The sequence below is a fragment of the Mycobacterium sp. E1214 genome (assembly GCF_001666755.1).
GTDB lineage: Bacteria > Actinomycetota > Actinomycetes > Mycobacteriales > Mycobacteriaceae > Mycobacterium.
In genome coordinates this window covers 80,214-105,695 of record NZ_LZJC01000093.1, presented here as the reverse complement: position 1 = coordinate 105,695, position 25,482 = coordinate 80,214, and the positions used below count along the sequence as shown (strand labels likewise).

Annotated in this window: 21 protein-coding genes; 13 read left to right on the top strand and 8 right to left on the bottom strand. The window is 70.0% G+C overall.

The features are described from left to right. Positions 1-255: 255 nt before the first annotated feature. Complete coding sequence (ileS, locus tag A5700_RS13310; RefSeq protein ID WP_068067118.1) at positions 256-3,375, top strand: isoleucine--tRNA ligase; 3,120 nt, start codon at positions 256-258, stop codon at positions 3,373-3,375. A 6-nt stretch (positions 3,376-3,381) separates the two neighbouring features. Here the strand turns inward: ileS and A5700_RS13305 are convergent, their stop codons facing one another. Then, positions 3,382-4,182, bottom strand: coding sequence for a class I SAM-dependent methyltransferase (locus tag A5700_RS13305; RefSeq protein WP_068067116.1), 801 nt, complete (start codon positions 4,180-4,182; stop codon positions 3,382-3,384). Between the two features lie 92 nt (positions 4,183-4,274). Then, positions 4,275-4,841 (bottom strand): class I SAM-dependent methyltransferase, encoded by a 567-nt coding sequence (locus tag A5700_RS13300; protein WP_068067113.1) that lies wholly within the window; start codon positions 4,839-4,841, stop codon positions 4,275-4,277. Between the two features lie 53 nt (positions 4,842-4,894). On the opposite strand from A5700_RS13300, the gene A5700_RS13295 reads away from it, so the two are divergent. Continuing rightward, positions 4,895-6,307 (top strand): DNA polymerase IV, encoded by a 1,413-nt coding sequence (locus A5700_RS13295; protein WP_197504157.1) that lies wholly within the window; start codon positions 4,895-4,897, stop codon positions 6,305-6,307. Here the strand turns inward: A5700_RS13295 and A5700_RS13290 are convergent. Continuing rightward, entirely contained in the window at positions 6,272-7,210 is a 939-nt protein-coding gene (locus A5700_RS13290; protein ID WP_068067109.1) for an asparaginase, read from the bottom strand. The genes A5700_RS13295 and A5700_RS13290 overlap by 36 nt on opposite strands. A 60-nt stretch (positions 7,211-7,270) precedes the next feature. On the opposite strand from A5700_RS13290, the gene lspA reads away from it, so the two are divergent. Further along, positions 7,271-7,882, top strand: a complete 612-nt coding sequence (lspA, locus tag A5700_RS13285; RefSeq protein WP_068067106.1) for a signal peptidase II — start codon at positions 7,271-7,273, stop codon at positions 7,880-7,882. After that, positions 7,879-8,805: an RluA family pseudouridine synthase gene (locus A5700_RS13280; RefSeq protein WP_068067104.1), complete on the top strand. Its 927-nt coding sequence runs from the start codon at positions 7,879-7,881 to the stop codon at positions 8,803-8,805. Before lspA ends, A5700_RS13280 begins: the two co-directional genes overlap by 4 nt. Here A5700_RS13280 and A5700_RS13275 read toward each other — a convergent pair whose 3' ends face one another. The 3 genes from A5700_RS13275 to A5700_RS13265 all read right to left on the bottom strand — a co-directional run bounded on the left by A5700_RS13275 (position 8,806) and on the right by A5700_RS13265 (position 11,060). Next, the gene (locus A5700_RS13275) at positions 8,806-9,564 is read right to left on the bottom strand and encodes a class I SAM-dependent methyltransferase (protein ID WP_068067102.1); all 759 of its coding nucleotides are present in this window, start codon (positions 9,562-9,564) and stop codon (positions 8,806-8,808) included. 21 nt (positions 9,565-9,585) lie between these two features. Then, positions 9,586-10,140: a VOC family protein gene (locus A5700_RS13270; protein ID WP_068067099.1), complete on the bottom strand. Its 555-nt coding sequence runs from the start codon at positions 10,138-10,140 to the stop codon at positions 9,586-9,588. A gap of 101 nt (positions 10,141-10,241) precedes the next feature. Then, positions 10,242-11,060, bottom strand: a complete 819-nt coding sequence (locus A5700_RS13265) for an AraC family transcriptional regulator (protein ID WP_304440512.1) — start codon at positions 11,058-11,060, stop codon at positions 10,242-10,244. A gap of 338 nt (positions 11,061-11,398) precedes the next feature. Here A5700_RS13265 and A5700_RS13260 point away from each other — a divergent pair, with 338 nt between their 5' ends. Beyond that, positions 11,399-12,469 carry an NAD(P)-dependent alcohol dehydrogenase gene (locus A5700_RS13260; protein WP_082960377.1) on the top strand — a complete coding sequence of 357 codons (1,071 nt, stop codon included), beginning with the start codon at positions 11,399-11,401 and terminating at the stop codon, positions 12,467-12,469. Positions 12,470-12,479: 10 nt separating this feature from the next. On the opposite strand, the gene A5700_RS13255 is transcribed toward A5700_RS13260, so the two are convergent. Continuing rightward, positions 12,480-13,109 carry an MliC family protein gene (locus tag A5700_RS13255; protein WP_068067093.1) on the bottom strand — a complete coding sequence of 210 codons (630 nt, stop codon included), beginning with the start codon at positions 13,107-13,109 and terminating at the stop codon, positions 12,480-12,482. 73 nt (positions 13,110-13,182) lie between these two features. Continuing rightward, positions 13,183-13,593 carry a group 1 truncated hemoglobin gene (locus A5700_RS13250; protein ID WP_068067090.1) on the bottom strand — a complete coding sequence of 137 codons (411 nt, stop codon included), beginning with the start codon at positions 13,591-13,593 and terminating at the stop codon, positions 13,183-13,185. Positions 13,594-13,877: 284 nt separating this feature from the next. Between A5700_RS13250 and A5700_RS13245 the strand changes: the two genes are divergently transcribed. The 8 genes from A5700_RS13245 (at position 13,878) to A5700_RS13210 (ending at position 25,333) form a co-directional block, all read left to right on the top strand. Then, positions 13,878-14,918, top strand: coding sequence for an SDR family NAD(P)-dependent oxidoreductase (locus A5700_RS13245; RefSeq protein ID WP_068067138.1), 1,041 nt, complete (start codon positions 13,878-13,880; stop codon positions 14,916-14,918). A 4-nt stretch (positions 14,919-14,922) separates the two neighbouring features. Continuing rightward, complete coding sequence (locus A5700_RS13240) at positions 14,923-15,726, top strand: SDR family oxidoreductase (protein WP_068067087.1); 804 nt, start codon at positions 14,923-14,925, stop codon at positions 15,724-15,726. 60 nt (positions 15,727-15,786) lie between these two features. After that, positions 15,787-16,218: an SRPBCC family protein gene (locus tag A5700_RS13235; RefSeq protein ID WP_068067084.1), complete on the top strand. Its 432-nt coding sequence runs from the start codon at positions 15,787-15,789 to the stop codon at positions 16,216-16,218. 239 nt (positions 16,219-16,457) lie between these two features. Beyond that, positions 16,458-20,030, top strand: coding sequence for a DNA polymerase III subunit alpha (dnaE, locus tag A5700_RS13230; RefSeq protein WP_068067081.1), 3,573 nt, complete (start codon positions 16,458-16,460; stop codon positions 20,028-20,030). A gap of 203 nt (positions 20,031-20,233) precedes the next feature. Beyond that, the gene (gene fadD11, locus A5700_RS13225; protein WP_068067078.1) at positions 20,234-22,060 is read left to right on the top strand and encodes a fatty acid--CoA ligase FadD11; all 1,827 of its coding nucleotides are present in this window, start codon (positions 20,234-20,236) and stop codon (positions 22,058-22,060) included. Further along, positions 22,057-23,943 carry a lysophospholipid acyltransferase gene (locus tag A5700_RS13220; protein ID WP_068067075.1) on the top strand — a complete coding sequence of 629 codons (1,887 nt, stop codon included), beginning with the start codon at positions 22,057-22,059 and terminating at the stop codon, positions 23,941-23,943. The genes fadD11 and A5700_RS13220 overlap by 4 nt, the downstream gene beginning before the upstream one ends. Before the next feature lie 87 nt (positions 23,944-24,030). Then, the gene (locus A5700_RS13215) at positions 24,031-24,579 is read left to right on the top strand and encodes an ECF transporter S component (RefSeq protein WP_082960376.1); all 549 of its coding nucleotides are present in this window, start codon (positions 24,031-24,033) and stop codon (positions 24,577-24,579) included. A gap of 16 nt (positions 24,580-24,595) precedes the next feature. Next, entirely contained in the window at positions 24,596-25,333 is a 738-nt protein-coding gene (locus A5700_RS13210) for an alpha/beta fold hydrolase (protein WP_068067136.1), read from the top strand. Positions 25,334-25,482 lie beyond the last annotated feature (149 nt).

The window sequence follows — 25,482 nt, the reverse complement described above, 5'->3', positions numbered from 1 at the left end:
GGGTTGACCCTGCGGCCAGGTAGCCCCTTGGGGCGCGCCGTTCGTAGAATCGTTTAGTGGCGTCGATCCGGCCATCACCGGGGAGCTTTCGGAAGAACGGCCGCCTGGCTCAGTAGAACCGAACGGGTAGGCCCGTCACAGCCCAATGAGCGGCCGCGCAGCGCGCGGCAAGCGGGGTGGTACCGCGGCGCTCGCGCAGCCAGCGCGTCGTCGTCCCCGGCCTGACAGGACTGGGCACAGGAGACGACGCACACCGTGACCGAAAACGCTGACGTCCAGGCGTATCCGAAGCCGGGAGCTCCCGACTTCCCGGCGCTCGAGCTCGAGGTGCTCGACTACTGGGCCCGCGACAACACCTTTCGCGCCAGCATCGCCCGCCGCGACGGCGCCGACGAATACGTGTTCTACGATGGCCCGCCGTTCGCCAACGGGCTGCCGCACTACGGGCACCTGCTCACCGGCTACGTCAAGGACATCGTTCCGCGGTATCGCACGATGCGCGGCTACAAGGTGGAGCGCCGGTTCGGCTGGGACACCCACGGGCTGCCCGCCGAACTCGAGGTCGAGCGGCAGCTGGGCATCACCGACAAGTCGCAGATCGACGACATGGGCATCGCCGCGTTCAACGACGCCTGCCGCGCCTCGGTGCTGCGCTACACCGACGAATGGCAGGCCTACGTCACCCGCCAGGCGCGCTGGGTCGACTTCGACAACGACTACAAGACGCTCGATCTGCCGTACATGGAATCGGTCATCTGGGCGTTCAAACAGCTGTGGGACAAGGGCCTGGCCTACGAGGGCTACCGCGTGCTGCCGTACTGCTGGCGCGACCAAACCCCGCTGTCCAACCACGAACTACGCATGGACGACGACGTCTACCAGAGCCGCCAGGACCCCGCGCTGACCGTCGGGTTCCGCGTCGCTGGGGGCGAGCTCGACGGCGCCTACCTGCTGGTGTGGACGACGACCCCGTGGACCTTGCCGTCCAACCTCGCGGTCGCCGTCAACCCCGACGTGACCTACGCCCACGTCAAGGTGGGGGAGCGGCGTTTCGTGTTGGCGCAGCCCCGGCTGGGCGCCTACGCCAAAGAGCTCGGTGACGAACCCGAGATGCTGGGCACCTACCGGGGCGCCGAGTTGCTGGGCACCCGCTACCTGCCGCCGTTCGCGTACTTCGCCGACACCGAGAACGCGTTTCAGGTGCTGCCGGGCGACTTCGTCACCACCGAGGACGGCACCGGGATCGTGCACATGGCGCCGGCCTACGGTGAGGACGACATGGCGACCACCGACAAGGTCGGCATCGTGCCCGTCACCCCAGTCGACGCCCGCGGGCGTTTCGACGCCACCGTGCCGGACTACCAGGGGCAGCATGTCTTCGACGCCAACCCGCACATCATCCGCGACCTGAAGAACGGCAGCGGCCCCGCGGCGACCAACGGCGCGGTGCTGCTGCGCCACGAGACCTACGAACACCCCTACCCGCACTGCTGGCGGTGCCGCAATCCGCTGATCTACCGCGCGGTGTCGTCGTGGTTCATCGCGGTCACCCAGTTCCGCGACCGCATGGTCGAACTCAACCAGCAGATCACCTGGTACCCCGAACACGTCAAGGACGGCCAGTTCGGCAAGTGGCTGCAGGGCGCCCGGGACTGGTCGATCTCACGAAACCGCTACTGGGGCACGCCGATTCCCGTGTGGAAGTCCGACGACCCCGCCTACCCGCGGGTCGACGTGTACGGCAGCCTCGACGACTTCGAACGCGACTTCGGGGTGCGGCCCGACAACCTGCACCGGCCCTACATCGACGAGCTCACCCGGCCCAACCCCGACGACCCCACCGGGCGCAGCACCATGCGCCGCATCCCCGACGTGCTCGACGTGTGGTTCGACTCGGGATCCATGCCGTACGCGCAGGTGCACTACCCGTTCGAGAACGCGGACTGGTTCGACACCCACTACCCCGGCGATTTCATCGTCGAATACATCGGCCAGACCCGCGGTTGGTTCTACACGCTGCACGTGCTGGCCACCGCGCTGTTCGACCGCCCGGCGTTCAAAACCTGTGTGGCGCACGGGATTGTGCTCGGCTCCGACGGGCAGAAGATGAGCAAGTCGCTGCGCAACTATCCCGACGTGTCGGAGGTGTTCGACCGCGACGGCTCCGACGCGATGCGCTGGTTCCTGATGGCCTCGCCGATCCTGCGCGGCGGCAACCTGATCGTCACCGAGCAGGGCATCCGCGAGGGCGTGCGGCAGGTGCTGCTGCCGCTGTGGAACGCCTACAGCTTCCTGGCCCTCTACGCGCCCAAAGTCGGCGCCTGGCGCACGGATTCGGCCCAGGTGCTGGACCGCTACATCCTGGCCAAGCTCGCCGAGCTGCGCGACGATCTGACCCGCGAGATGAACACGTGTGACATCTCCCGCGCGTGCGACCGGCTGCGCCAGTTCACCGAGGCGCTCACCAATTGGTATGTGCGACGGTCGCGTTCGCGGTTCTGGGAGGAAGACCCCGACGCCATCGACACGCTGCACACCGTGCTGGAGGTGACGGCGCGGCTGGCCGCCCCGTTGCTGCCGTCGGTCACCGAGATCGTCTGGCGCGGGCTCACCGGCGGGCGCTCGGTGCACCTGACCGACTGGCCCGGCCCCGGTGCGGTGCCCGCAGACCCCGAGTTGGTTGCCGCGATGGACCAGGTGCGCGAGGTCTGCTCGGCCGGGTCGTCGCTGCGCAAGGCCAAGAAGTTGCGGGTGCGCCTGCCGCTGCCGAAACTCACTGTGGCGGTGGCTAACCCGCGATCGCTGGAGCCGTTCACCGACCTGATCGCCGACGAGCTCAACGTCAAGTCCGTCGAGCTGACCGACGCCATCGACACCTACGGACGGTTCGAGCTCACCGTCAACGCGCGGGTTGCCGGGCCGCGGCTCGGCAAGGACGTGCAGGCGGCCATCAAGGCGGTCAAGTCCGGTGCGGGCGTCGTCAACCCGGACGGCACCCTGACCGCCGGTCCGGCGGTGCTGCAACCGCAGGAGTACAGCTCCCGGCTGGTCGCCGCCGACCCGGAATACACTGCGGCGCTGCCCGACGGTGCCGGACTGGTCGTCCTGGACGGCACGGTCACCCCCGAGCTGGAGGCCGAGGGATGGGCCAAGGACCGGATCCGCGAGCTGCAGGAGCTGCGCAAGTCCACGGGACTCGAGGTTTCCGACCGCATCTCGGTGGTGATGGCGGTGCCCGCCGAACGCGCCGGCTGGGCCGCGACGCACCGCGACCTGATCGCGGGGGAGATCCTCGCGACCAGCTTCGAATTCGGCGAACCGGTCGACGGCGCCGACATCGGCGACGGGGTGCGCGTCGCCATCGCGAAAGCCTGAGCGGCGTCAGGCCCGCGTCGCCGCCGTCGCCAAAGTGACGTAGTCCATGGTGAATTCGCCACCAAGCCGGTCGATGACGGTCCCGACGGCGTCCTGCACCGTTGCGACCTCGTCCGGCCCGAGAAGGGTGAGCTGGCCGGTGGTGGCCAAATGGTCCAGCCACTCCTCACGCGTGTACCGCCGCTGCCATTCGAACCGCCACTGCTCGGGTTCGGCGAAGCCGCCGGCGGTCCGGATGCCCTGCAGCGCCCGCCGCACGTTCGCCTCTTGCAGCCCGAAACCCGGCGTCAGCAGCGGCGCGTCGGGCGCCACGCGCGCAAGCACGTCCTCGAAGGGCTGCGCCACCTCCGCGGGCGGATCGAAGACATGCCAGTACAGCGCCAACAGGCCGTGTGGCCGCAACACCTGCGAGGCCTTCTCGGCACCCCGCACGGGATCCACCCAGTGCCAGGCCTGTCCCGCGACGACCGCGTCGAAGGAACGGCCGCGGGGATCCCACGTCTCGAAGTTGCCGATCTCAACGTCGATGCCGCTGCGGCGGGCGACCTCGGCCATCCGGGCGTCGGGGTCGACGCCGAGCACCGTCACCCCGGCCGCGGTGTATTGCCGTGCCCCGATGCCCGTGCCGCAACCGACGTCCAGGAATTCGGTGCCGGGACTTGCGGCGATCACGCGCTGGATGAGGGCGTCGGGATACCGGGGCCGGGCCCGGTCGTAGCGATCGGCGTCTACGCCGAAGGACTCCGCTACTTGACGCATCAGGTGCGGCTGCGGGTCGGGCGGGGGGTCAGTCGACACAGGGGGCATGCTCTCCGTTGTACGCCTGGTCCCGATCGCCGGGGCGGCGCGAGCGAGCCCGACCGCGAAGATTTCACGGTGCGATTAGGTGCGCGCAACGCTCACGGCTTGACGGCGCGCCAGCGCAGCCTGCCGCCGCGAACCTCGACGTCGACGTCAGCAAACCCCGCCGCGCGCAACCGGTTTGGCAACGTCCGCGGGTCGACGGTGTTGCAGGTGTCGCGGAAGTGCAGGATCCGGAACCGCAGCGACGTCACGCTGTCGCTGCCCGCGAAGACGCCCCGGCGCCGCAGCACCCGAAACGCCTCGGCGAACAACCGGTCCTGCAACTCGACCGTCGGGACGTGGTGCAGCATCGTGAACGACACCACCGAACTGAACTCCTCGGCCGGCAGCCCGGTGTCGGTGCCGTCGCCGTTGATGATCCGCGCCCGGTCGCCGTAGAGCCGCTGCAGGCGCTGCGCCATCGGCGTATCGATCTCGACGGACGTGAGCTGCGGTGTCTTGTCGACCAGCACCCGCAGGATCGCGCCGTAGCCCGGTCCGATCTCCAGGGTGTTGTCACCCAGATCAACACCGGCCAACGCCCATGGCAGCAGCTCGTCCTCGACCGCTTTCGCCCACCGATCCGAGCTACAGATCCGCCGGTGCGCCAGGTTCATGGCCATGCCAAAACGGTATCCCAGGGGCGCAATACATTTGTCGGGTGGAGTCGCGCTGGGTGCTGCATCTCGACATGGACGCGTTCTTCGCGTCCGTCGAGCAACTCACCCGGCCGACCCTGCGGGGCCGGCCGGTGCTCGTCGGCGGCCTCGGGGGCCGGGGCGTGGTGGCCGGCGCCAGCTACGAGGCCCGCGTCTTCGGGGCCCGATCGGCGATGCCGATGCATCAGGCCCGCCGGCAGGTCGGCGTGACCGCCGTGGTGCTGCCGCCGCGCGGGGTGGTCTACGGCGTGGCGAGCCGGCGGGTGTTCGACGCCGTGCGCAGCTTGGTGCCGGTCGTCGAGCAGTTGTCGTTCGACGAGGGTTTCGGCGAGCCGGCGCACCTGGCCGGGGCGGCCGCCGAACGGGTCGAGGCGTTCTGCGAGGACCTGCGCCGTCGGGTCCGCGACGAGACCGGCCTGGTGGCCTCGGTCGGCGCCGGCTCGGGCAAGCAAATCGCCAAGATCGCCTCCGGCCTGGCCAAACCCGACGGCGTCCGGGTGGTGCGGCGGGCCGAGGAGACCGCGCTGCTCGACGGTCTGCCGGTACGCCGGCTGTGGGGGATCGGGCCGGTGGCCGACGAGAAGCTGCATCGCCTCGGCATCGAGACGATCGGGCAGTTGGCCGCGCTGAGCGACGCCGAGGCGGCGAACATCCTCGGCGCCACCATCGGGCCGGCGCTGCACCGACTGGCCCGCGGCATCGATGACCGGCCCGTGGCCGAACGCGCCGAGGCCAAACAGATCAGCTCCGAATCGACCTTCGCCGTCGACCTGACCACGCTCGGCCAGCTGCGCGACGCGATCGACCCGATCGCCGAGCACGCGCACCAGCGGTTGCTGCGCGACGGGCGCGGCGCCCGGACCGTGACGGTCAAGTTGAAGAAATCCGACATGAGCACGTTGACCCGCTCGGCGACCCTGCCCTACGCGACCACCGAGGCGGCGGCGCTGGGGGCGCTGGCCCGGCGGCTGCTGCTGGACCCGCGCGAGATCGGGCCGATTCGGCTTCTGGGCGTGGGCTTTTCGGGGCTCAGCGACGTGCAACAGGAATCGCTGTTTCCCGACCTGGACCTCACCGGGCCGGCGTCGGAGGCGCCGCACGACGTGGCCTCCACCGAGACCGCGACCGAGGCGATGTTCGCGCCGGCGCCCGCGGCGGGCGCCGCCCCCTGGCGCGTCGGGGACGACCTGCGCCACCGCGACCTGGGGCACGGCTGGGTCCAGGGCGCCGGGCACGGCGTGGTGACGGTGCGCTTCGAGACCCGCAGCTCCGGGCCGGGGCAGGCGCGGACGTTCCCCGCCGACACCGCCGAACTCAGCCGCGCCAACCCGACGGACAGCCTGGACTGGCCGGACTACATCGAGGCCCTGCGGGCCCGCGACGCCGGCGACGCGTCAGCCCCAGCGGCCGACGACCTCGGCGACGTCTAGCCCGGCGGCCAGCGCGGCCATCACCAGCACCCGCGCCTGCGGCGGCCGCAGCCGCGGCACCATCAGCGCGCCGGCCGCCACCAGGTCGTGGCCGGGGCCGTAGCCCGCGCTGACCCGGCCGCCGGGCACGCGCGTCGACACCCCGACGACCACGCCGGCGTGGCACTGCCGCCGCACACCCTCGACCACCGCGGCCGGCGCGTTGCCCGAGCCCAGCGCCTCGACGATCACCCCGCGCGCGCCGGCGGCCACGCAGGCGTCCAGGGCCACGGCGTCGCTGCCCAGGTAGGCGGCGACGATGTCGACCCGCGGAGCGGCGGCGGCGCTCACCGCACCGACCTGCGGGCGCGTCTTGGGCCCCCGCAGCGTCACACCGCCGGAGCTGGTGCCCAGCAATTCACCGGCGAAGCCGCTGAGGTCCTGGGTGGCCGCCTTATGCAGGCCCAGCGGCTGCCACACCCGGCCCGCGAACGACAGCAGCACGCCCAGGCCGCGGGCGGACGGGCTGGCCGCCACCGCCAGGGCGTCGCGCAGGTTGGCCGGCCCGTCGGCGTCGGGCGCGTCGGCGCTGCGCATCGCGCCGGTCAAGACGACGGGCGCCTCGCCGTCATAGGTGAGCTCGAGCCACAGCGCGCTCTCCTCCATGGTGTCGGTGCCGTGGGCGACAACCACGCCGTCGGCGCCGCCGGAGACCGCGGCGGCGATGGCGGTGCGCATCCGGTCCCAGTCCGGCACCGTCAGCTCCGAGCTGTCCACGGCCATCAGGTCGACGACATCCACGTCGAGGCCGCCGCGCACGGGCGCGACCAGGTCCGCGCCCCGCAGGGCGGGCCGGTGCACCCCGTCGGGGCCGGTCGCGGTGGAAATCGTGCCGCCGGTGGCGATGACGGTGAGTCGTCCCATGGGGAAATCATGGCGCACGCCGTGCGCCAACGGGCCGGCCCTTTAGTGGATGATGAGAGGGTGCCCGAAGAACCCTCTGGATCGACCGAGCCGGTGACCGCGCCCGAGCGGGACGCCGCGGCGCCCGCCCCGCGGCGGTTGCGTCTGCTGGTGTCGGTCGCGGCGGTCGTCCTCGCGTTGGACATCGTCACCAAGGTGCTGGCCGTCAAGTTGCTGCCGCCCGGCCAGCCCGTCTCGATCATCGGCGACACGGTCACCTGGACGCTGGTGCGCAACTCGGGGGCCGCCTTCTCGATGGCCACCGGCTACACCTGGGTGCTGACGCTGATCGCCACCGGCGTGGTGGGCGGCATCTTCTGGATGGGACGGCGGCTGGTGTCGCCGTGGTGGGCTGTCGGGCTGGGCATGATCCTGGGCGGCGCGATGGGCAACCTCGTCGACCGCTTCTTCCGGGCCCCCGGCCCGCTGCGGGGCCACGTCGTCGACTTCCTGTCGGTCGGCTGGTGGCCGGTGTTCAATGTCGCCGACCCGGCGGTGGTCGGCGGGGCCATCTTGCTGGTCGCGCTGTCGATCTTCGGCTTCGACTTCGACACCGTGGGCCGGCGCAAACCCGGCGACGGGGCAGCCGACGACAGCGCGGCCGACGATCACAAGGCCGACCAGAACAAATGAGTGCCCGCTCGATGCCCGTGCCGGAGGGCTTGGCGGGGATGCGCGTCGACGCGGGGCTGGCCCGTCTGCTCGGGTTGTCGCGCAGCGCCGTCGCCGCCATCGCCGAGGGTGGCGGCGTCGAGTTGGACGGGGTGCAGGCCGGCAAGTCCGACCGGCTGACCTCGGGCGCCTGGCTGCAGGTGCGCCTACCCGAGGCGCCCGCGGCGCCGGAGAACACGCCGGTCGACATCGAGGGCATGACCATCCTGTACTCCGACGACGACATCGTCGTCGTCGACAAGCCGGCCGCGGTGGCGGCGCACGCCTCGGTCGGTTGGAGCGGACCCACGGTCCTGGGCGGGCTGGCCGCCGCGGGCTACCGCATCACCACCTCGGGCGTGCACGAGCGGCAGGGCATCGTGCATCGCCTGGACGTCGGCACCTCCGGGGTGATGGTGGTCGCCCTTTCCGAACGCGCCTACACCGTGCTCAAGCGGGCGTTCAAGCAGCGCACCGTGGACAAGCGCTACCACGCCCTGGTGCAGGGCCATCCCGACCCGTCCAGCGGGACGATCGACGCGCCGATCGGCCGGCACCGGGGCGGCGAGTGGAAGTTCGCGGTCACCTCCGACGGCCGCCACAGCCTCACGCATTACGACACCGTGGAGGCCTTCGTCGCCGCCAGCCTGCTCGACGTGCACCTGGAAACCGGTCGCACGCACCAGATCCGGGTGCACTTCGCGGCCCTGCATCACCCGTGTTGCGGCGACCTCGTCTACGGGGCCGACCCGAAACTGGCGAAAAGGCTTGGCCTGCAACGGCAATGGCTGCACGCGCGGTCGCTGTCGTTCGCCCACCCCGCCGACGGCCGGCGGGTCGAGTTCGTCAGCCCGTACCCGGACGACCTGCGCCACGCGTTGGACGTCCTGCGCGACGAGGGCTGATCAGGCCGGCGTGCGCGCCTCCACCAGCAGCCGCGTCGAGTGGGCGACGAACGATCCCTGCGCCGTGATGCGCTCGTGCAGTTCGGCGAGCCGGTCCCGGTAGCGGTGCACCGTGAAATCGGGCACCGTCCAGATCACCTTGCGCAGGAAGTACACGACGGCGCCGACGTCGAAGAACTCCGCCCGCATCCGCTCCATGCGCAGGTCGACGACTTCCAGCCCGGCGGCCTCGGCCTGCGCGCGCACGGCGTCGGGGCGAAACTCGGCCCACCGTTGCGGCTGGGGCCCGATGAAGAACTCGACCAGTTCACCCATGGTGGCCGGGCCGATGTGCTGGGCGAAGTAGGTGCCGCCCGGCCGCAGGACCCGGCGGATCTCCGACCACCACACCGAGACCGGGTGGCGGGTGGTGACCAGGTCGAACGCCTCGTCGGCGAACGGCAACGGCGGCTCGTCGCGGATCGCGACCACCAGCACGCCGAGCGGGTGCAGGCGCCGCGTGGCCAGCGCCGCATTGGGGGGCCACGTCTCGATGGCCGCCATGGTCGGCGGGAACGGCGCCGCGCCGGCAAGCACCTCGCCACCGCCGGTGTGGATGTCCAGGGCGGCCGACGCCGTCGCCAACCGCTGCCGCAGCAACCTCTGGTAACCCCACGACGGGCGTTGTTCGGTCGCGCGGCCGTCGAGCCACGCGAAATCCCAACCGTCGGCAGGAGCGGCGGCGGCTTCGGCGATCAGCTCCTCGAAAGTGCGCGGCATCCCAGCATTGTCGGACAGCGCTCAGATCTGATGCGTACCGGCCTTCCCGTTGACCAGCGCGAGGGTGCTCCAGGTCTGCGTGGTGCCGTGAGAGTAGATCTCGACGATGTTGCCGAACGGGTCCTCGCAGTAGCAGACGTAGAAACCGATCCCCGGCGCGAATTCCCACACGGCGCTGCGCTGCTTGCCACCGCTGTCGACGATGCGCCGCGCCAGACCTTCGACGTCGGGGTCGATGACGCAGAAGTGGAACGTACCGGTCCTGTGCAAGTAGAACTGCGTGTTCTCGTCCGCGCTTCGCTGCGTGGGTTGGGGATCGGAGAACTCGAACAGTTCCAGCCCGACGCCGTTGCCGGCGTCCATCATCGCGATCCGGCCCGACACCACGTGCGGTCCCAGCATGTCCGCGACCAGCCGGCCGAAGTATCCGTCACCGGCGGTGTACTCCTGGGGTTCGTGCAGCAGCGCGAAGCCCAGCACGCGCTGGTACCACTCGACGGCCGCATCGGCGTCGGTGACGGTCACACCGACGTGAGTGATGGTGCGGGGCTGCACATTTGGGCTGGCTGCGGTCATTGCTGAGTCTCCGTCGGGGCCTTGCCAGCCTCAGTGCAGCACGGCGTAACTGCCGGTCGGACAGGTTCGCCCGAACTCGTCACCGATGCGCGCGCATTGAGTCATCGGGCGGCCCCGCGGGCTTCCGGCCGGGGCGCGTAGTCACGGGGGGTGGCCCCGAATCGCGTCCGGAACTCCTTGATGAAATGTGAGGCGCTGACGTAGCCGACGCGCTGGGCGACGTCGGACACGCTCAGCCGCCGATCCAGCACCAGCTCGCGCGCCCGGTTCAACCGAACATCCTTGACGTATTGATAGGGCGAAGACCCCGTCACCTCGCGAAACGCCCGGGTGAACGCCGAGGGGCTCAGGCCCACCTGCGCCGCCAGGGTCGCGACGGTGAGCGGTTCGGCCGAATGCGCGTCGATGTACGTCAGGGCGGCGCCGATCGGATTGCCGGCCGCCTGCTGGGCGGCGAAGTGCAGCAGCCGGGCGAACTGCTCGCGTTGCAGCACCCGGTAGACGAGTTCGCGCACGTACAGCGGCGCCAGCACGCGCCGGTCGACGTCGCTCGACAGCGTCCGCAGGAAGCGCAGGACCGAGCCGAGCACCTCGTGGTCGAGCGCGGAGACGACGCACGCCGGGGCCTGCGCCGGCACCGCCGCGGCACCGCGCCGCCGGCCCGGCATCTCATCGGAGAGCGCACGCACGGTGCCGGGGTCCACCTCCAGCACCATGCACACGCAGGGCCGGCTCGGTGAGGCCTCGAGCACCTCGCTCTGAAAGTGCAGGTCGCCGTTGATGACCAGGTAGCTGAACTGGTCGTAGACGTGGCGCCGGCCCCTCTCGATGACCGCTTTGCGGCCTTGCGCGACGAGGCCCAGCGAGAGTCCCTGGATCTCCTGCCACTCGGGTTCGGTGGGGTCGGTGAAACGGTAGATCGTCAGGCCCGGCCACAGCCCGACGTTGGCGCCCGTCCGCGGTGCGCGGGCCGTCAGCTCGGCGACGAGGTCGGCGGAGCTGACATGGTGCTCGATGTGTGCGGTGGCGGTCAGGTCGTCACCTCCTCGAGCAGCAACACGCCCCGAACGCGGCCGGCGCCGCGCCTAAAAGGTATCGAACCGGCGGGTCGTGTGTTGGGAAACCGATGCGCCGGCCGCGGTGAAATCGGCAAACATCGAGCAGGAATCTTGTACCGCGGTCGTCGACGATCGGGTTGGCTGTGGTGACACCGGGACCAGGACCGGCGCCGGCGATGACGACGACAAGAGGAGGGGTCATGCCGATGCGGGCAGCGCGCATGCACGGGTACAACCAGCCGTTGGAGATCGACGAGGTCCCGGTTCCCGATGCCGGGCGCCACCAGGTGCTGATCAAGGTGGCGGCAACGGGCATGTGCCGCAGCGACTATCAGTTGTTGGACGGCTATTTCCGGGACGGCCTGCCGGTCGAGTTTCCCTTCATTCCCGGTCACGAGGTGGCGGGCACCATCGCCGCGGTGGGTGCCGACGTGCCCGCGGCGGCCGGCATCGCCGAGGGCGACCTCGTGGTGGTCGACCCGAACTGGGGGGACGGCACCTGTCGGCAGTGCCACGAAGGAAATCAGCAACTGTGCGCCAACGGGCAGCTCGTCGGTTTCGGACCCAACGGGGGCTTCGCCGAATACATGGTCGCGCCGTTCGACCACGTGATCTCCATTGCCGATCAGCAAAATCCGCAACCCGAGTACCTGGCGCCGCTGACCGATGCGGGGCTCACGCCGTATCGCGGCATGAAGAAGCTGCGTGATGCGGGCAAGCTCGGCGCCGGCCGGACGGTGGTGGTCAACGGCATCGGCGGCCTGGGCGGTTACGCGGTGCAGTACGCGCGGCTGCTCGGTGGCGGCGCGACGGTGCTCGGATTCGCCCGCAGCAACGAAAAGCTGGCGATTGCAAGGGAACACGGCGCCCACCACACAGTGAACGTCCGGGACAAGTCCGTCGAGGACGTCCAAAACGAGCTCGAGGACCTGACCGGCCGGCGCACCGTCGACGCTGTCCTGGACTGCGCCGGGTCCGCGGAATCGCTGGGCCTGGCCGCCGCCATTCTGCATACCCAGGGGGCGCTCTCGCAGGTCGGTCTCATGGGACAGCAGGTGCAGTTGCCGATATTTCCGTTCGTGAGCGGTGAGAAGTCCTACTTCGGCTCGTTCTGGGGCAACTACAACGACCTCAGGGAGGTGCTCGCCCTGGCCGGCGAAGGGCTGATCAAGCATCACGTGGTGCCCGTGAAACTCGACGACATCAACGACAACCTGGAGGCGCTGGGCCGGGGCGACATCGTCGGCCGGGCGGTCGTCGTGTTCGACTGACCGGGACGAGTCAGCTTGTGTGGCAGACGAATTCGGCGCCGCCCAGGTGCAGCGTCACCTCGCCCTGATGTTCCCAGTATTCCGCGCCCTGGCGGCCGTAGCGCGCGCCGCTGCCCGAGGGCTGCTGAAAGAGGATCTGCTGGTTGCCTTTCCAATTCAGCACCGCCGTCGGCGGGTCGAACTGGTTGTAGAACTGGGCGGTCAGCGGGCCGTCTTCGGCGGGGCATCGGTAGGACACGACCGGGGGCTGCGTCGTGGCGGGGTCGGCGACGGCCAGCTGCACCAGTCGCGTCCGGTACGCCTCGAGAACGCAGCTGCGCAGGTCGGTGTTCTGGGGACAGGCGTCGCGCGCGGCCGCCCAGCTGGCCTGCGCGGCGCCCAGCGCTGCCTGGTCCGCGCCCGGGCGGGCGAGCGCCTGTTGGTAGGCGGTCTGCAGGCGCCGGTCGAGGTCGCCGAGTTGCTGGTCGTTGCAGACCAGCCGCTGCGCGTCGGACGCCGGTTTGGCGCAGTCCAGGGCCGCCGGGCGGGCGGCCGACGGCGATGCGGGCGGCGGTGTCGTGCTCCCGGGCGCGGGCTGGTCGGCCTTGGCGCCGCAGGCGCTGGCCACCAGGACCATGGCGAGGGCGGCGAGCAGTCTCATAGGTGCTTGGGTACCGCGTCTCGGGCCGCCCGCGCGCGCGACACGCCGACGCCCGCCCGCGGGACGGAAGCGCTCAGACCGACGACTTGGCGTCGCCCGTGGCGATCTCCGGCGCCAGCGGCGCGATGGCGCCGATGATGTCGGTCACCGTCTCCGGGGGCACGCCCGCAGCGGTCAGCGCGTCCGACAGGTGGCGGGCCACCAGGCCGAAGTGGTGCATGGTGATGCCGCGCCCCTGATGCACCTGCTTCATCGGGGCGCCGGTGTAGGGCTCCGGGCCGCCGAGCGCGGCGGCGAAGAACTCCACCTGCTTGCCCTTGAGGCGGTTCATGTTCGTCCCGGTGAAGAAGCCGGACAGTTGATCGTCGGCCAGCACGCGATCGTAAAAGTCCTCGACCACGACCTCCAGTGCCTCGTGACCGCCGATCCGGTCGTAGACGGTGCTGACCGGTTCGGGCTTGTGGAAGCGCGCCAGAATTTTCATAACCACGATTGGAGCATTTCGCCGTTGCCCGACCGTTAGTGTGCGATCACGCGCGGATTGCCCTGTGTAACAAGCGGATTGCCCGATGCTGGCGCCGGCCGCGACCGGGCCGTGAGGTGGTGGGGCCCGGCACTTGGCGGCAATCCGCGCCGCGCCGGTCCGTTGATGTCCTAGGTTGGCGTAATGACGCACGTCACATCACTCGCACAGCCCCACAAGGCGGTGGCGGTCAACGGGCAGGCCAGCTGCGGTCGGGGGGCCGACATCATCAGGAGGGAATGCCGATGAACCTTGGTGACCTCACGAACTTGGTGGAGAACTCCATCGGGAGCCTCGTGGAGAAGCCGCTGGCGGCGGTGTCGCACCTCGTGAACACCCCGAACTCGGCGGGGCGCTACCGGCCGTTCTACCTGCGCAACCTGCTGGACGCGGTGCAGGGCCGCTCGCTCGAGGACGCGGTCGACAGCAAGGTGGCCCTGATCACGGGCGGGTCGTCGGGCATCGGCGAGGCGGCCGCCAAGAGGATCGCCGACGCCGGCGGCGCGGTGGTGCTGGTCGCCCGCACCAAGGAGAACCTCGAGAAGGTCGCCGACGAGATCCGCGGCAACGGCGGGATCGCGCACTACTACCCGTGCGACCTGACCGACATGGACGCCATCGCCGACATGGCCGACCGGGTGCTCAGCGACCTCGGCGGTGTCGACATCCTGATCAACAACGCCGGCCGGTCGATCCGGCGGTCGCTGGAACTGTCCTACGAGCGCATCCACGACTACCAGCGGACCATGCAGCTCAACTACCTGGGCGCGGTCCAGCTGATCCTCAAGTTCATCCCCGGGATGCGCGAGCGCGGCTACGGGCACGTCATCAACGTCTCCTCGGTCGGTGTGCAGACGCGGGCACCGCGATTCGGCGCCTACATCGCCAGCAAGGCGGCGCTGGACAGCCTGTGCGACGCGCTGCAGGCCGAGACCGTCAACGACGACGTCCGCTTCACGACCGTGCACATGGCGCTGGTTCGCACGCCGATGATCAGCCCGACCACGCTCTACGACAAGTTTCCGGCCCTGACCCCTGAGCAGGCGGCCGGCGTGATCGCGGACGCGATCGTGCACCGGCCACGCCGCGCCAGCTCGCCGTTCGGGCAGTTCGCGGCGGTAGCCGACGCGGTCAATCCGGCGGTGATGGACCGCGTGCGCAACCGCGCGTTCGCCATGTTCGGTGATTCCGACGCGGCGAAGGGCGGTGAATCGCCTTCGGAGGCAGAACGTTTCGATCGACGCAGCGAGGCGTTTGTGCGGGCGACCCGCGGGATACATTGGTGAGACGATGAGCCTGCCGAAGCCTGACATCCAGTCCACCGTCGTCATCACCGGCGCCTCCTCCGGCATCGGCGCAGAGCTGGCGCGCGGGCTTGCGCGCCGCGGGTTCCCGCTGCTGCTGGTCGCGCGCCGCCGCGAGCGCCTGGACGAGCTCGCCAACGAGGTGGGCAAGGAGTTTTCCGTCGCCGTCGAGGTGCTGCCGCTGGACCTCAGCGACGCCAAGGGCCGCGCCAAGCTGATCAACCGGCTGCGGGGTGAGCCGATCGCCGGCCTGTGCAACAGCGCCGGGTTCGGCACCAGCGGCGTGTTCCACGAGTTGCCGGTCGAGCGGGAGAGCGAGGAGGTCACGCTCAACGCCCTGGTGCTGATGGAGCTGACCCACGCGGCCCTGCCCGGCATGGTGAAGCGCGGGGCGGGCGCGGTGATGAACATCGCCTCGATCGCGGGGTTCCAGCCGGTGCCCTACATGGCGGTGTACTCGGCGACAAAGGCCTTCGTGCAGACGTTCTCCGAGGCGGTTCACGAGGAGTTGCACGGCACCGGGGTGTCGGTCACGTGCCTGTGCCCGGGGCCGGTGCCCACCGAGTGGGCCGAGATCGCCAACGCCGAGCGGTTCAGCATCCCTATGGCGCAGGTGTCGCCGCGGGAGGTGGCCGAGGCGGCGATCAGCGGGATGCTCTCCGGGCGGCGCACCGTCGTGCCCGGTGTCGTCCCTAAGGTCGTCAGCACCGGCGGCCGGTTCGTTCCGCGCAGCCTGCTGCTGCCGGGGATCCGGATCGGCAACCGGTTCCGCGGCGGCCCCAGCCGCTAGCAGGCGCCCGACGCCTCGGGGGCCGCACGGGCGCCCCGCGCGGCGCGTTACGCTCGCCCGATGGCCGCCGTTGACGTGACCGCCGAGGTGCCGATGAGCCCGCGGGACGCGTGGGAGCGCGTGTCGGACCTCGCGCACCTGGGGGACTGGCTCGTCGTGCACGAGGGGTGGCGCAGCGAGCTGCCCGACGAGATCACCAAGGGCACTGAGGTGGTGGGCGTCGCGCGCGCCAAGGGGTTCCGCAACCGGGTGGTCTGGACCGTGACGACGTGGGACCCGCCGCACGAGGTGGTGCTCGCGGGTGCGGGCAAGGGCGGCGCGAAGTACGCGGTGACGCTCACCGTGGCCGCGGCGGCCGGGGGTTCCCGCCTCGGCCTGCGCCTCGAGCTGGGCGGACGCCCGCTGTTCGGGCCGGTCGGCGCGGCCGCGGCGCGCGCCGTCAAGGGCGACGTTCAGAAGTCGCTGACCCGGTTCGTCGAGCTGTACGGCTAGCCCCCCGGTGGCGATCGCAAGTGCGGCGGAGCCGGGCGCCGCGGGTCGCCACTGACATCCGCGCGATCGCAAGCGCGGCGGAGCCGGGCGCGGCGGGTCGCCACTGGCATCCGGGCGATCGCAAGCGCGGCGGAGCCGGGCGCGGCGGGTCGCCCACTGACCTCCGCGCGAACTCGGCGAGACACACTTGCGCGACACGCCCAAAAAGCGTCGGTGCGCGGTCATAGACTGGCGTCCCTATGACCGAGTCGTTGCCTCCTGACGCGAGCGTTCGTCGCGAGTCGTCGTTCGTGCATCTGCACAACCACACCGAGTACTCGATGCTCGACGGCGCCGCGAAGATCGCCCCGATGTTCGCCGAGGCGGCGCGCCTGGGAATGCCCGCGATCGGCATGACCGACCACGGAAACATGTTCGGCGCCAGCGAGTTCTACAACGGCGCCGTCAAGGCCGGCATCAAACCGATCATCGGGGTCGAGGCCTACATCGCGCCCGGCTCGCGGTTCGACACCCGCCGCATCACCTGGGGCGACCCCAGCCAGAAGAGCGACGACGTGTCGGCCAGCGGCGCCTACACCCACCTGACCATGGTGGCCGAGAACGCCACCGGGCTGCGCAACCTGTTCAAGCTGACCTCGCTGGCCTCGTTCGAGGGACAGCTGGGCAAATGGGCGCGCATGGACGCCGAGCTCATCGCCGAACACGCCGAGGGCATCATCGCCACCACCGGCTGCCCGTCGGGCGAGGTGCAGACCCGGCTGCGGCTGGGCCACACCCGCGAGGCGCTGGAGTCCGCCGCCAAGTGGCGCGAGATCTTCGGGCCCGACAACTTCTTCCTCGAGCTGATGGACCACGGCCTGTCCATCGAGCAGCGCGTCCGCGAGGGGCTGCTGGAGGTCGGCCGCAAGCTGGGCATCCCGCCGCTGGCCACCAACGACTGCCACTACGTGACCCGCGACGCCGCGCACAACCACGAGGCGCTGCTGTGCGTGCAGACCGGCAAGACGCTGTCGGATCCCACCCGCTTCAAGTTCGACGGCGACGGCTACTACCTGAAGTCGGCGGCCGAGATGCGCCAGCTGTGGGACAGCCAGGTGCCCGGCGCCTGCGATTCCACGCTGTTGATCGCCGAGCGCGTGCAGCCCTACGACGACGTGTGGGCGCCGCGGGACCGGATGCCGATCTTTCCGGTTCCCGAGGGGCACGACCAGGCGAGCTGGCTGCACCACGAGGTGATGGCCGGGCTGCGGCGGCGGTTCGGATCGGGCGTCGGGCAGGACTACATCGACCGGGCCGAATACGAGATCAAGGTCATCTGCGACAAGGGTTTCCCGTCCTACTTCCTGATCGTCGCGGACCTCATCAACCACGCGCGCTCGGTCGACATCCGGGTGGGGCCGGGGCGTGGCTCGGCGGCCGGCTCGCTGGTGGCCTACGCGCTGGGCATCACCAACATCGACCCCATCCCGCACGGCCTGCTGTTCGAGCGCTTCCTCAACCCCGAGCGCCCGTCCGCCCCCGACATCGACATCGACTTCGACGACCGTCGGCGCGGCGAGATGGTGCGCTACGCCGCCGACAAGTGGGGCTCCGACCGGGTCGCCCAGGTCATCACCTTCGGCACCATCAAAACCAAAGCCGCGCTGAAGGATTCGGCGCGCATCCACTACGGCCAGCCCGGTTTCGCCATCGCCGACCGGATCACCAAGGCGTTGCCGCCGCCGATCATGGCCAAGGACATCCCGCTGTCGGGCATCACCGACCCGAACCACGAGCGGTACAAGGAAGCCGCCGAGGTCCGCGGGCTCATCGAAACCGACCCCGACGTGCGCACCATCTACCAGACCGCCCGCGGCCTGGAGGGCCTGATCCGCAACGCCGGCGTGCACGCCTGCGCGGTGATCATGAGCAGCGAGCCGCTGACCGAGGCGATCCCGCTGTGGAAGCGACCGCAGGACGGCGCCATCATCACCGGCTGGGACTACCCGTCGTGTGAGGCCATCGGCCTGCTGAAGATGGACTTCCTGGGCCTGCGCAACCTGACGATCATCGGCGACGCGCTGGACAACATCAAGGCCAACCGGGGCATCGACCTCGACCTGGAGTCGGTGCCGCTCGACGACAAGGCGACCTACGAGCTGCTCGGCCGCGGCGACACCCTCGGGGTGTTCCAGCTCGACGGCGGCCCGATGCGCGACCTGCTGCGCCGCATGCAGCCCACCGAGTTCAACGACATCGTCGCCGTCCTGGCGCTGTACCGGCCCGGCCCGATGGGCATGAACGCCCACAACGACTACGCCGACCGCAAGAACAACCGGCAGGCGGTCCGGCCGATCCACCCCGAACTCGAGGAGCCGCTGCGCGAGATCCTCGCCGAAACCTACGGCCTGATCGTCTACCAAGAGCAGATCATGTTCATCGCCCAGAAGGTCGCCTCCTACACGATGGGCAAGGCCGACGCGCTGCGCAAGGCGATGGGCAAGAAGAAGCTCGAGGTGCTCGAGGCGGAGTACAAGGGCTTCTACGAGGGCATGACCGCCAACGGCTTCTCCGAGAAAGCGGTGAAGGCGTTGTGGGACACCATCCTTCCGTTCGCCGGATACGCGTTCAACAAGTCGCACGCCGCCGGCTACGGCCTGGTGTCCTACTGGACGGCCTACCTCAAGGCCAACTATCCGGCCGAGTACATGGCGGGCCTGCTCACCTCGGTCGGCGACGACAAGGACAAGGCCGCGGTGTATCTGGCCGACTGCCGCAAGCTCGGGATCACGGTGCTGCCGCCCGACGTCAACGAGTCGTTGGTGAACTTCGCCTCGGTGGGCCAAGACATCCGCTTCGGCCTGGGCGCGGTGCGCAACGTCGGCGCCAACGTCGTCGGCTCGTTGATCGCCACCCGCAACGACAAGGGCAAGTTCACCGACTTCTCCGACTACCTGAACAAGATCCACATCTCGGCGTGCAACAAGAAGGTCACCGAGTCGCTGATCAAGGCGGGCGCGTTCGACTCGCTGGGCCACGCCCGCAAGGGCCTGTTTTTGGTGCACACCGACGCGGTCGATTCGGTGCTGGGCACCAAAAAAGCCGAGGCGATGGGGCAGTTCGACCTGTTCGGCGGCGGCAGTGACGGCAGCGTCACCGACTCTGTGTTCACGATCAAGGTCCCCGACGACGAGTGGGAAGACAAGCACAAGCTCGCCCTGGAACGGGAGATGTTGGGGCTCTACGTGTCCGGGCACCCGCTCAACGGGGTCGCGCACCTGCTGGCCGCGCAGACCGACACCCAGATCCCGGCGATCCTCGACGGCGACGTCGCCAACGAGACGCAGGTGCGGGTCGGCGGCATCCTCGCGTCGGTCAACCGCCGGGTCAACAAGAACGGAATGCCCTGGGCTTCAGCCCAATTGGAAGACCTCACCGGTGGCATCGAGGTGATGTTCTTTCCGCACGCGTACTCCAGTTACGGCGCCGACATCGCCGACGACGCGGTGGTGCTGATCAACGCCAAGGTGGCCATCCGTGATGACCGCATCGCGCTAATCGCCAACGAGCTTGTGGTACCCGACTTTTCCAGCGCGCAGGTGAACCGGCCGCTCGCCGTCAGCCTGCCCACCCGGCAGTGCACCCACGATAAGGTCAGCGCGCTCAAGCAGGTGTTGGCCCGCCACCCCGGCACGGCGCAGGTGCACCTGCGGCTGATCAGCGGCGAGCGGATCACCACGCTGGAGCTGGACGCGTCGCTGCGGGTGACCCCGTCGCCGGCCCTGATGGGCGACCTCAAGGCGCTGCTCGGCCCCGGCTGCCTGGGCGGTTAACCGCCCGTCGGGCGTGGCCCGTTCCGCGAACGTGACGCCAGCCGCACACCCGCGCCCGAACGTGACGCCAGCCGCACGTTCGCGCGGGCGGCTCGCTGCGCCGGCTGGTCCGCGGGCGCGCGCGGGAAATCACCCGATGTGTTCCCCCGCCCCCCGCCCGGACGTAGGCTCACGAAGTCGATGCTGATCGGAGGAGGACGGGAATGACGACCGACGGGCGTCCGGCCACCTTGTGCGAGGCGTTCGCGCGCACCGCGGCGATCGATCCGGAGGCCGTCGCCCTGCGGGAGCCGGGCGACACCCGGTCGCTGACGTGGCGCGAACTCGCCGAGCAGGTGCGCCGCGCCGCCGCCGGGCTGGCGGGGCTCGGGGTCGGCCGTGGCGACACGGTCTCGCTGATGATGGCCAACCGAATCGAGTTCTATCCCTTCGAGATCGGCGCCCAACACCTCGGCGCGACATCGTTCTCGGTGTACAACACGCTGCCCGCCGAACAGCTGCGCTACCTGTTCGACAACGCCGGCACCCGCGTGGTCGTCTGCGAGGCACAGTACGTCGACCGCATCCGGGCCAGCGGCGCGCCCATCGAGCACATCGTCTGCATCGACGGGGCGCCGCCCGGCACGCTGACCGTCGAGCAGTTGCACGCCGCCGCGCACGCCGACTTCGACTTCGACGCGACCTGGCGCGCGGTGCGGCCCGAGGACGTCGTCACCCTCATCTACACCTCCGGAACCACCGGAAACCCCAAGGGCGTGGAGATGACTCACGCCAACCTGCTCTTCGAGGCCTACGCCCTGCACGCGGTCCTGCCGTCACGATTCGGTGACCGGGTCACGTCCTACCTCCCGTCGGCGCACATCGCCGACCGGGCGATGGGGCTCTACGGGCTCGAGGTGTTCGGCGTCCAGGTCACGGCGGTCTCCGACCCGCGCGCCATCGTGACCGCGTTGCCCGACGTGCGCCCCACCGTGTGGGGCGCGGTGCCGCGGGTGTGGGAAAAGCTCAAGGCCGCAATCGAATTCACCATCGACGCCGAAACCGACGCGACCAAGCGGCAGGCGCTGCGGTGGGCGATGTCGGTGGCCGCCAAGCGTGCCGCCGCGCTGGTCGCCGGCGACGCGATGTCCGACCAGCTGGCCGCCGAATGGGCCACGGCCGACGAATCGGTGCTCACCGCGCTGCGTGAGCGCCTGGGCTTCGGCGAGCTGCGCTGGGCGGTCTCCGGCGCGGCCCCGATCCCGCGGGAAACGCTGGCCTTCTTCGCCGGCCTCGGCATCCCAATCACCGAGGTGTGGGGGATGTCGGAGCTGAGCTGCGTCGCCGCCGTGAGCCCCCCGGACGACGCCCGGCTAGGCTCCGTCGGCAAGCTGCTGCCCGGCTTGGAGGGCCGCATCGCCGAGGACGGTGAATACCTGGTGCGCGGTCCGCTGGTGATGCGGGGCTACCGCAAGGAACCGGCCAAGACCGCGGCGGCGATCGACGCCGACGGCTGGTTGCATACGGGCGACATCCTGGAAGTCGACGACCAGGGCTACCTGCGGGTGGTCGACCGGAAGAAGGAATTGATCATCAACGCGGCGGGAAAGAACATGTCGCCGGCCAACATCGAGAACGCCATCCTGGCGGCCTGCCCGATGATTGGCGTGGTCATCGCGATCGGTGACGGGCGGCCCTACAACACCGCGCTGATGGTGTTCGACGCCGACTCGGTGGGCCCGTACGCGGCCCAGCACGGCCTGGCCGACGCCTCGCCCGCCGCGCTGGCGGCCGACGCGGAGGTGTTGGCCGCCGTCGCCGCCGGGGTGGCCGCGGGCAACGCCAAGCTGTCGCGGGTCGAGCAGGTCAAGCGATTCCGGATCCTGCCGACGCTGTGGGAACCCGGCGGGGACGAGATCACCCTGACGATGAAGCTCAAGCGGCGGCCGATTGCGGCGAAGTACGCCGCGCAGATCGAGGAACTCTACGCACCGGAGTTGCACCCGGACGTCCACGAGCCCGCCCGCGCCACCGCGGTGCAGCCGGCATGAGCGGGGGACCGGTGTCGACCGCCCGCGAGATCGGTCGGGTCGGCGTGCGAAAGCTGCTGCAGCGCACCGGGATCACTCACGAGGCGGTGACACCGCTGTCGACCGATCCCGACGAGGTCGCCCAGCTGCTGGGGGCGCCCTGGTACGACGAACGGCTGGCCAAGCTCGCCGACGAGCTGGACCGCGACCCGGCCAGCGTGCGCGCCGAGGCGGCGTGTTACCTGCGCGAGATGGCGGCCTCGCTCGACGAGTCGGCGGTGGCGGCCTGGCGCGGGTTCAGCCGCTGGCTGATGCGCGCCTACGACGTGCTGGTCGACGAGGATCAGATCGCCCAGCTGCGCAAGCTCGACCGCAAAGCCACTCTGGCATTTGCCTTTTCGCACCGTTCCTACCTCGACGGCTTGCTGCTGCCCGAGGTGATCGTGGCCAACAGGCTGTCGCCGGCCCTGACGTTCGGCGGGGCGAACCTGAACTTCTTTCCGATGGGTGTCTGGGCCAAACGCACCGGCGCCATCTTCATCCGCCGCCAGACCAAAGACATTCCCGTGTACCGCTTTGTGTTGCGCGCCTACGCCGCGCAACTGGTGCAGAGCCACGCCAACCTCACCTGGTCCATCGAGGGTGGCCGGACCCGGACCGGCAAGTTGCGGCCGCCGGTGTTCGGCATCTTGCGCTACATCACCGACGCGGTCGACGAAATCGACGGCCCGGAGGTGTATCTGGTGCCGACGTCCATCGTCTACGACCAGCTGCACGAGGTGGAAGCCATGACCACCGAGGCCTATGGCGCGGTCAAGCGGCCCGAGGACCTCCGCTTCCTGATCCGCCTGGCGCGTCAGCAGGGTGAGCGGTTGGGCCGCGCCTACCTGGACTTCGGCGAGCCGCTGCCGCTGCGGCAGCGCCTCGAGGAGTTGCGTGCGGAGGATTCCGGCACCGGGACCGAGATCGAGCGCATCGCGCTCGACGTCGAGCACCGGATCAACCGCGCCACCGCGGTCACCCCGACCGCGGTGGTCAGCCTCGCCTTGCTGGGCGCGGACAGGTCGCTGTCCATCAGCGAGGTGCTGGCCACCGTGCGACCGCTGGCGAGCTACATCGCGGCGCGCAACTGGATGGTGGCCGGCGCCGCGGACCTGACCAACCGGTCCACCATCCGCTGGACCCTGCACCAATTGGTGGCCTCGGGCGTCGTGCACGTCTACGACGCCGGCACCGAGGCGGTCTGGGGCATCGGCACCGATCAGCACCTGGTGGCGGCGTTCTACCGCAACACCGCCATCCACATTTTGGTCGATCGCGCCATCGCCGAGACGGCGTTGCTGGCGGCGGCGGAACACGCGGACTCGCCCGACGGCGACGTCTTGCCGGCCACGGTGCGCGACGAGGCGCTGCGCCTGCGCGAGCTGCTGAAATTCGAGTTCTTGTTCTCGGCCCGCGCGCAGTTCGAGAAGGACCTGGCCGACGAGGTTCGACTCATCGGTCCGGTGGAGGACACCACCAAGGCCGCCAGCGCTTCTTACGTGGTGGGGTTGCTGGAGCAGGCGGACCTGCTGCTGGCGCACCTGGTGTTGCGCCCGTTCCTGGACGCCTACCACATCGTGGCCGCGCGGTTGGCCGCCTACGAGGACGAGTCGTTCGACGAGGACGCGTTCCTGGCCGAGTGCCTGCAGGTGGGCAAGCAGTGGGAATTGCAGCGCCGCATCGCCAGCGCCGAGTCGCGCTCGATGGAACTGTTCAAGACGGCGTTGCGGCTGGCCCGCCATCGCGAGCTGGTGGACGGCGGCGGCCCTGAGCTGGCGGCACGCCGACGCGCGTTCGCCGACGAGATCGCCCTCGCCATCCGGCGGGTCAACGCCATCGCGGAACTGGCCAGAGCCCGGTAGCTGGCGCGCGAATAAAAACCGGTCCCGCCCTGTCAGACAGGGCATGGTCCCGGACGCGCGTCGCCAGCCCACGGGTGGCGGCTAGCGGTGCTCACCAACCCATGGACCGTCAACACACGCGCCGTCGTCTCCGGATCGGTCGGTGCGGCTCTTTGCGGAGGACTGGGTATGTTCAGTGCGATCGTCCCCTACGCAGCGGCGACCGCCATCCAACTCGCGCTGGCGATCATTCCGTTCGTGGGCATCCGATTCGGTGCGGCCGCAGGGTTTTTCGCCGGGACAGCGGGTTACGCCGTTCTCGATCGGCTCGACGGGGTCGCCCTATTCGGCAGCTGGAACTGGTGCTTGGCCAACGGGTTCATCGGCCTGCTCGCGGGCGTGCTGAGTTACTACCTCATCGATCCCGACGGCCCGTCCTCCGGCAGGGTTGCGCGCGTCGCGGCGATCGCGACCGTCTCCGAACTGCTCGGCCTGACGTTCACCGCGACGGACGTCCTGATGGGCACGACATTCTCCTACTGGCTGGCCATCGCGTACGTGCCCACCGCCCTCACCACGGCGGCCGCCGTGCTCCTGCTGGTGCCGGTGCTCGACCAGGTGTGGCAGAGCCGCGCCGAACCACCGTCGCATCCATGAGCGCGGGGGGATGGCGATGACCCTGCCCGCGCTGGTGCTGGTGCACGGCGGTTTTCACGCCGCCGACTGCTGGAACCTGACCGTCCAAGCGCTCCACCGGCTCGCCCCCGACTTGCCGGTATTGGCCGTGGACCTACCGGGACGCCGCTCGAAGCCGGCGGATCTGCGCGCCCTGACGATCGACGATTGGGTGGAATCCGTTGTCGCCGAGATCAAGACCGCCGCGCTCGACGACGTCGTGATCGTCGGTCACTCGATGGCCGGCCTGACGGTGCCCGGCGTGGTCAACAGGATGGGTGCGGGCCGGGTCCGGGAGATGGTCCTCGCCGCGGCCTGCGTGCCGCCGCACGGCGCCGCGATGGTCGACGTGTTGAGCCGGCCCCTGGCGGCGATCGCCCGCCACAACGCGAAAAAGGGTGGGCCGCAGACCTTTCCCGGGTTCGCCGTGAAACACCTGTACCTCAACGGCGTGCCGAAGGAGCGGCGTGAGTTCATGAAAGGCCGGCTGGTCCCCGAGTCGTCGCGGGTGATGGTGGAGCAGGTGTCCCGAAAGCCGTTGCCGGACAACATCCATCGCACCTGGATCCTGACCCTGCGGGACCGGACCCACCCGGAGGGTGAGCAGCGCGCGAGCATCGACGCCCTGGGTGGTGTGCAGACGTTGGTGCGGCTGGACACCTGCCACAGCGTGATGGTGAGCGAACCGGAGCTGCTGGCGGGGATCCTCCTTGCGCGCTGCCGGCTCTACGGCTAGGTGGCAACTGATGGGCACCGTGCGGTGTGGGCGCGCTAGTGTTTGAGGCGCGTCACCGATGACGAGCGGTACCGCGGTGACCTGCCGGAAAAGCGCAAGCCTCTACCGGGTGAACGGCGCGGATCGGTCGCCGGATGCCGGTCCGCCGC

Bases quoted from the DNA above. Each gene is read 5' to 3' on its own strand.
- A5700_RS13305 (WP_068067116.1), bottom strand. From the start codon at position 4,182: ATGCCCCCTGTGTCGACTGACCCCCCGCCCGACCCGCAGCCGCACCTG.
- A5700_RS13300 (WP_068067113.1), bottom strand. From the start codon at position 4,841: ATGGCCATGAACCTGGCGCACCGGCGGATCTGTAGCTCGGATCGGTGG.
- A5700_RS13290 (WP_068067109.1), bottom strand. From the start codon at position 7,210: ATGGGACGACTCACCGTCATCGCCACCGGCGGCACGATTTCCACCGCG.
- A5700_RS13280 (WP_068067104.1), top strand. From the start codon at position 7,879: ATGAGTGCCCGCTCGATGCCCGTGCCGGAGGGCTTGGCGGGGATGCGC.
- A5700_RS13275 (WP_068067102.1), bottom strand. From the start codon at position 9,564: ATGCCGCGCACTTTCGAGGAGCTGATCGCCGAAGCCGCCGCCGCTCCT.
- A5700_RS13270 (WP_068067099.1), bottom strand. From the start codon at position 10,140: ATGACCGCAGCCAGCCCAAATGTGCAGCCCCGCACCATCACTCACGTC.
- A5700_RS13260 (WP_082960377.1), top strand. From the start codon at position 11,399: ATGCCGATGCGGGCAGCGCGCATGCACGGGTACAACCAGCCGTTGGAG.
- A5700_RS13255 (WP_068067093.1), bottom strand. From the start codon at position 13,109: ATGAGACTGCTCGCCGCCCTCGCCATGGTCCTGGTGGCCAGCGCCTGC.
- A5700_RS13250 (WP_068067090.1), bottom strand. From the start codon at position 13,593: ATGAAAATTCTGGCGCGCTTCCACAAGCCCGAACCGGTCAGCACCGTC.
- A5700_RS13245 (WP_068067138.1), top strand. From the start codon at position 13,878: ATGAACCTTGGTGACCTCACGAACTTGGTGGAGAACTCCATCGGGAGC.
- A5700_RS13240 (WP_068067087.1), top strand. From the start codon at position 14,923: ATGAGCCTGCCGAAGCCTGACATCCAGTCCACCGTCGTCATCACCGGC.
- A5700_RS13235 (WP_068067084.1), top strand. From the start codon at position 15,787: ATGGCCGCCGTTGACGTGACCGCCGAGGTGCCGATGAGCCCGCGGGAC.
- dnaE (WP_068067081.1), top strand. From the start codon at position 16,458: ATGACCGAGTCGTTGCCTCCTGACGCGAGCGTTCGTCGCGAGTCGTCG.
- fadD11 (WP_068067078.1), top strand. From the start codon at position 20,234: ATGACGACCGACGGGCGTCCGGCCACCTTGTGCGAGGCGTTCGCGCGC.
- A5700_RS13220 (WP_068067075.1), top strand. From the start codon at position 22,057: ATGAGCGGGGGACCGGTGTCGACCGCCCGCGAGATCGGTCGGGTCGGC.
- A5700_RS13210 (WP_068067136.1), top strand. From the start codon at position 24,596: ATGACCCTGCCCGCGCTGGTGCTGGTGCACGGCGGTTTTCACGCCGCC.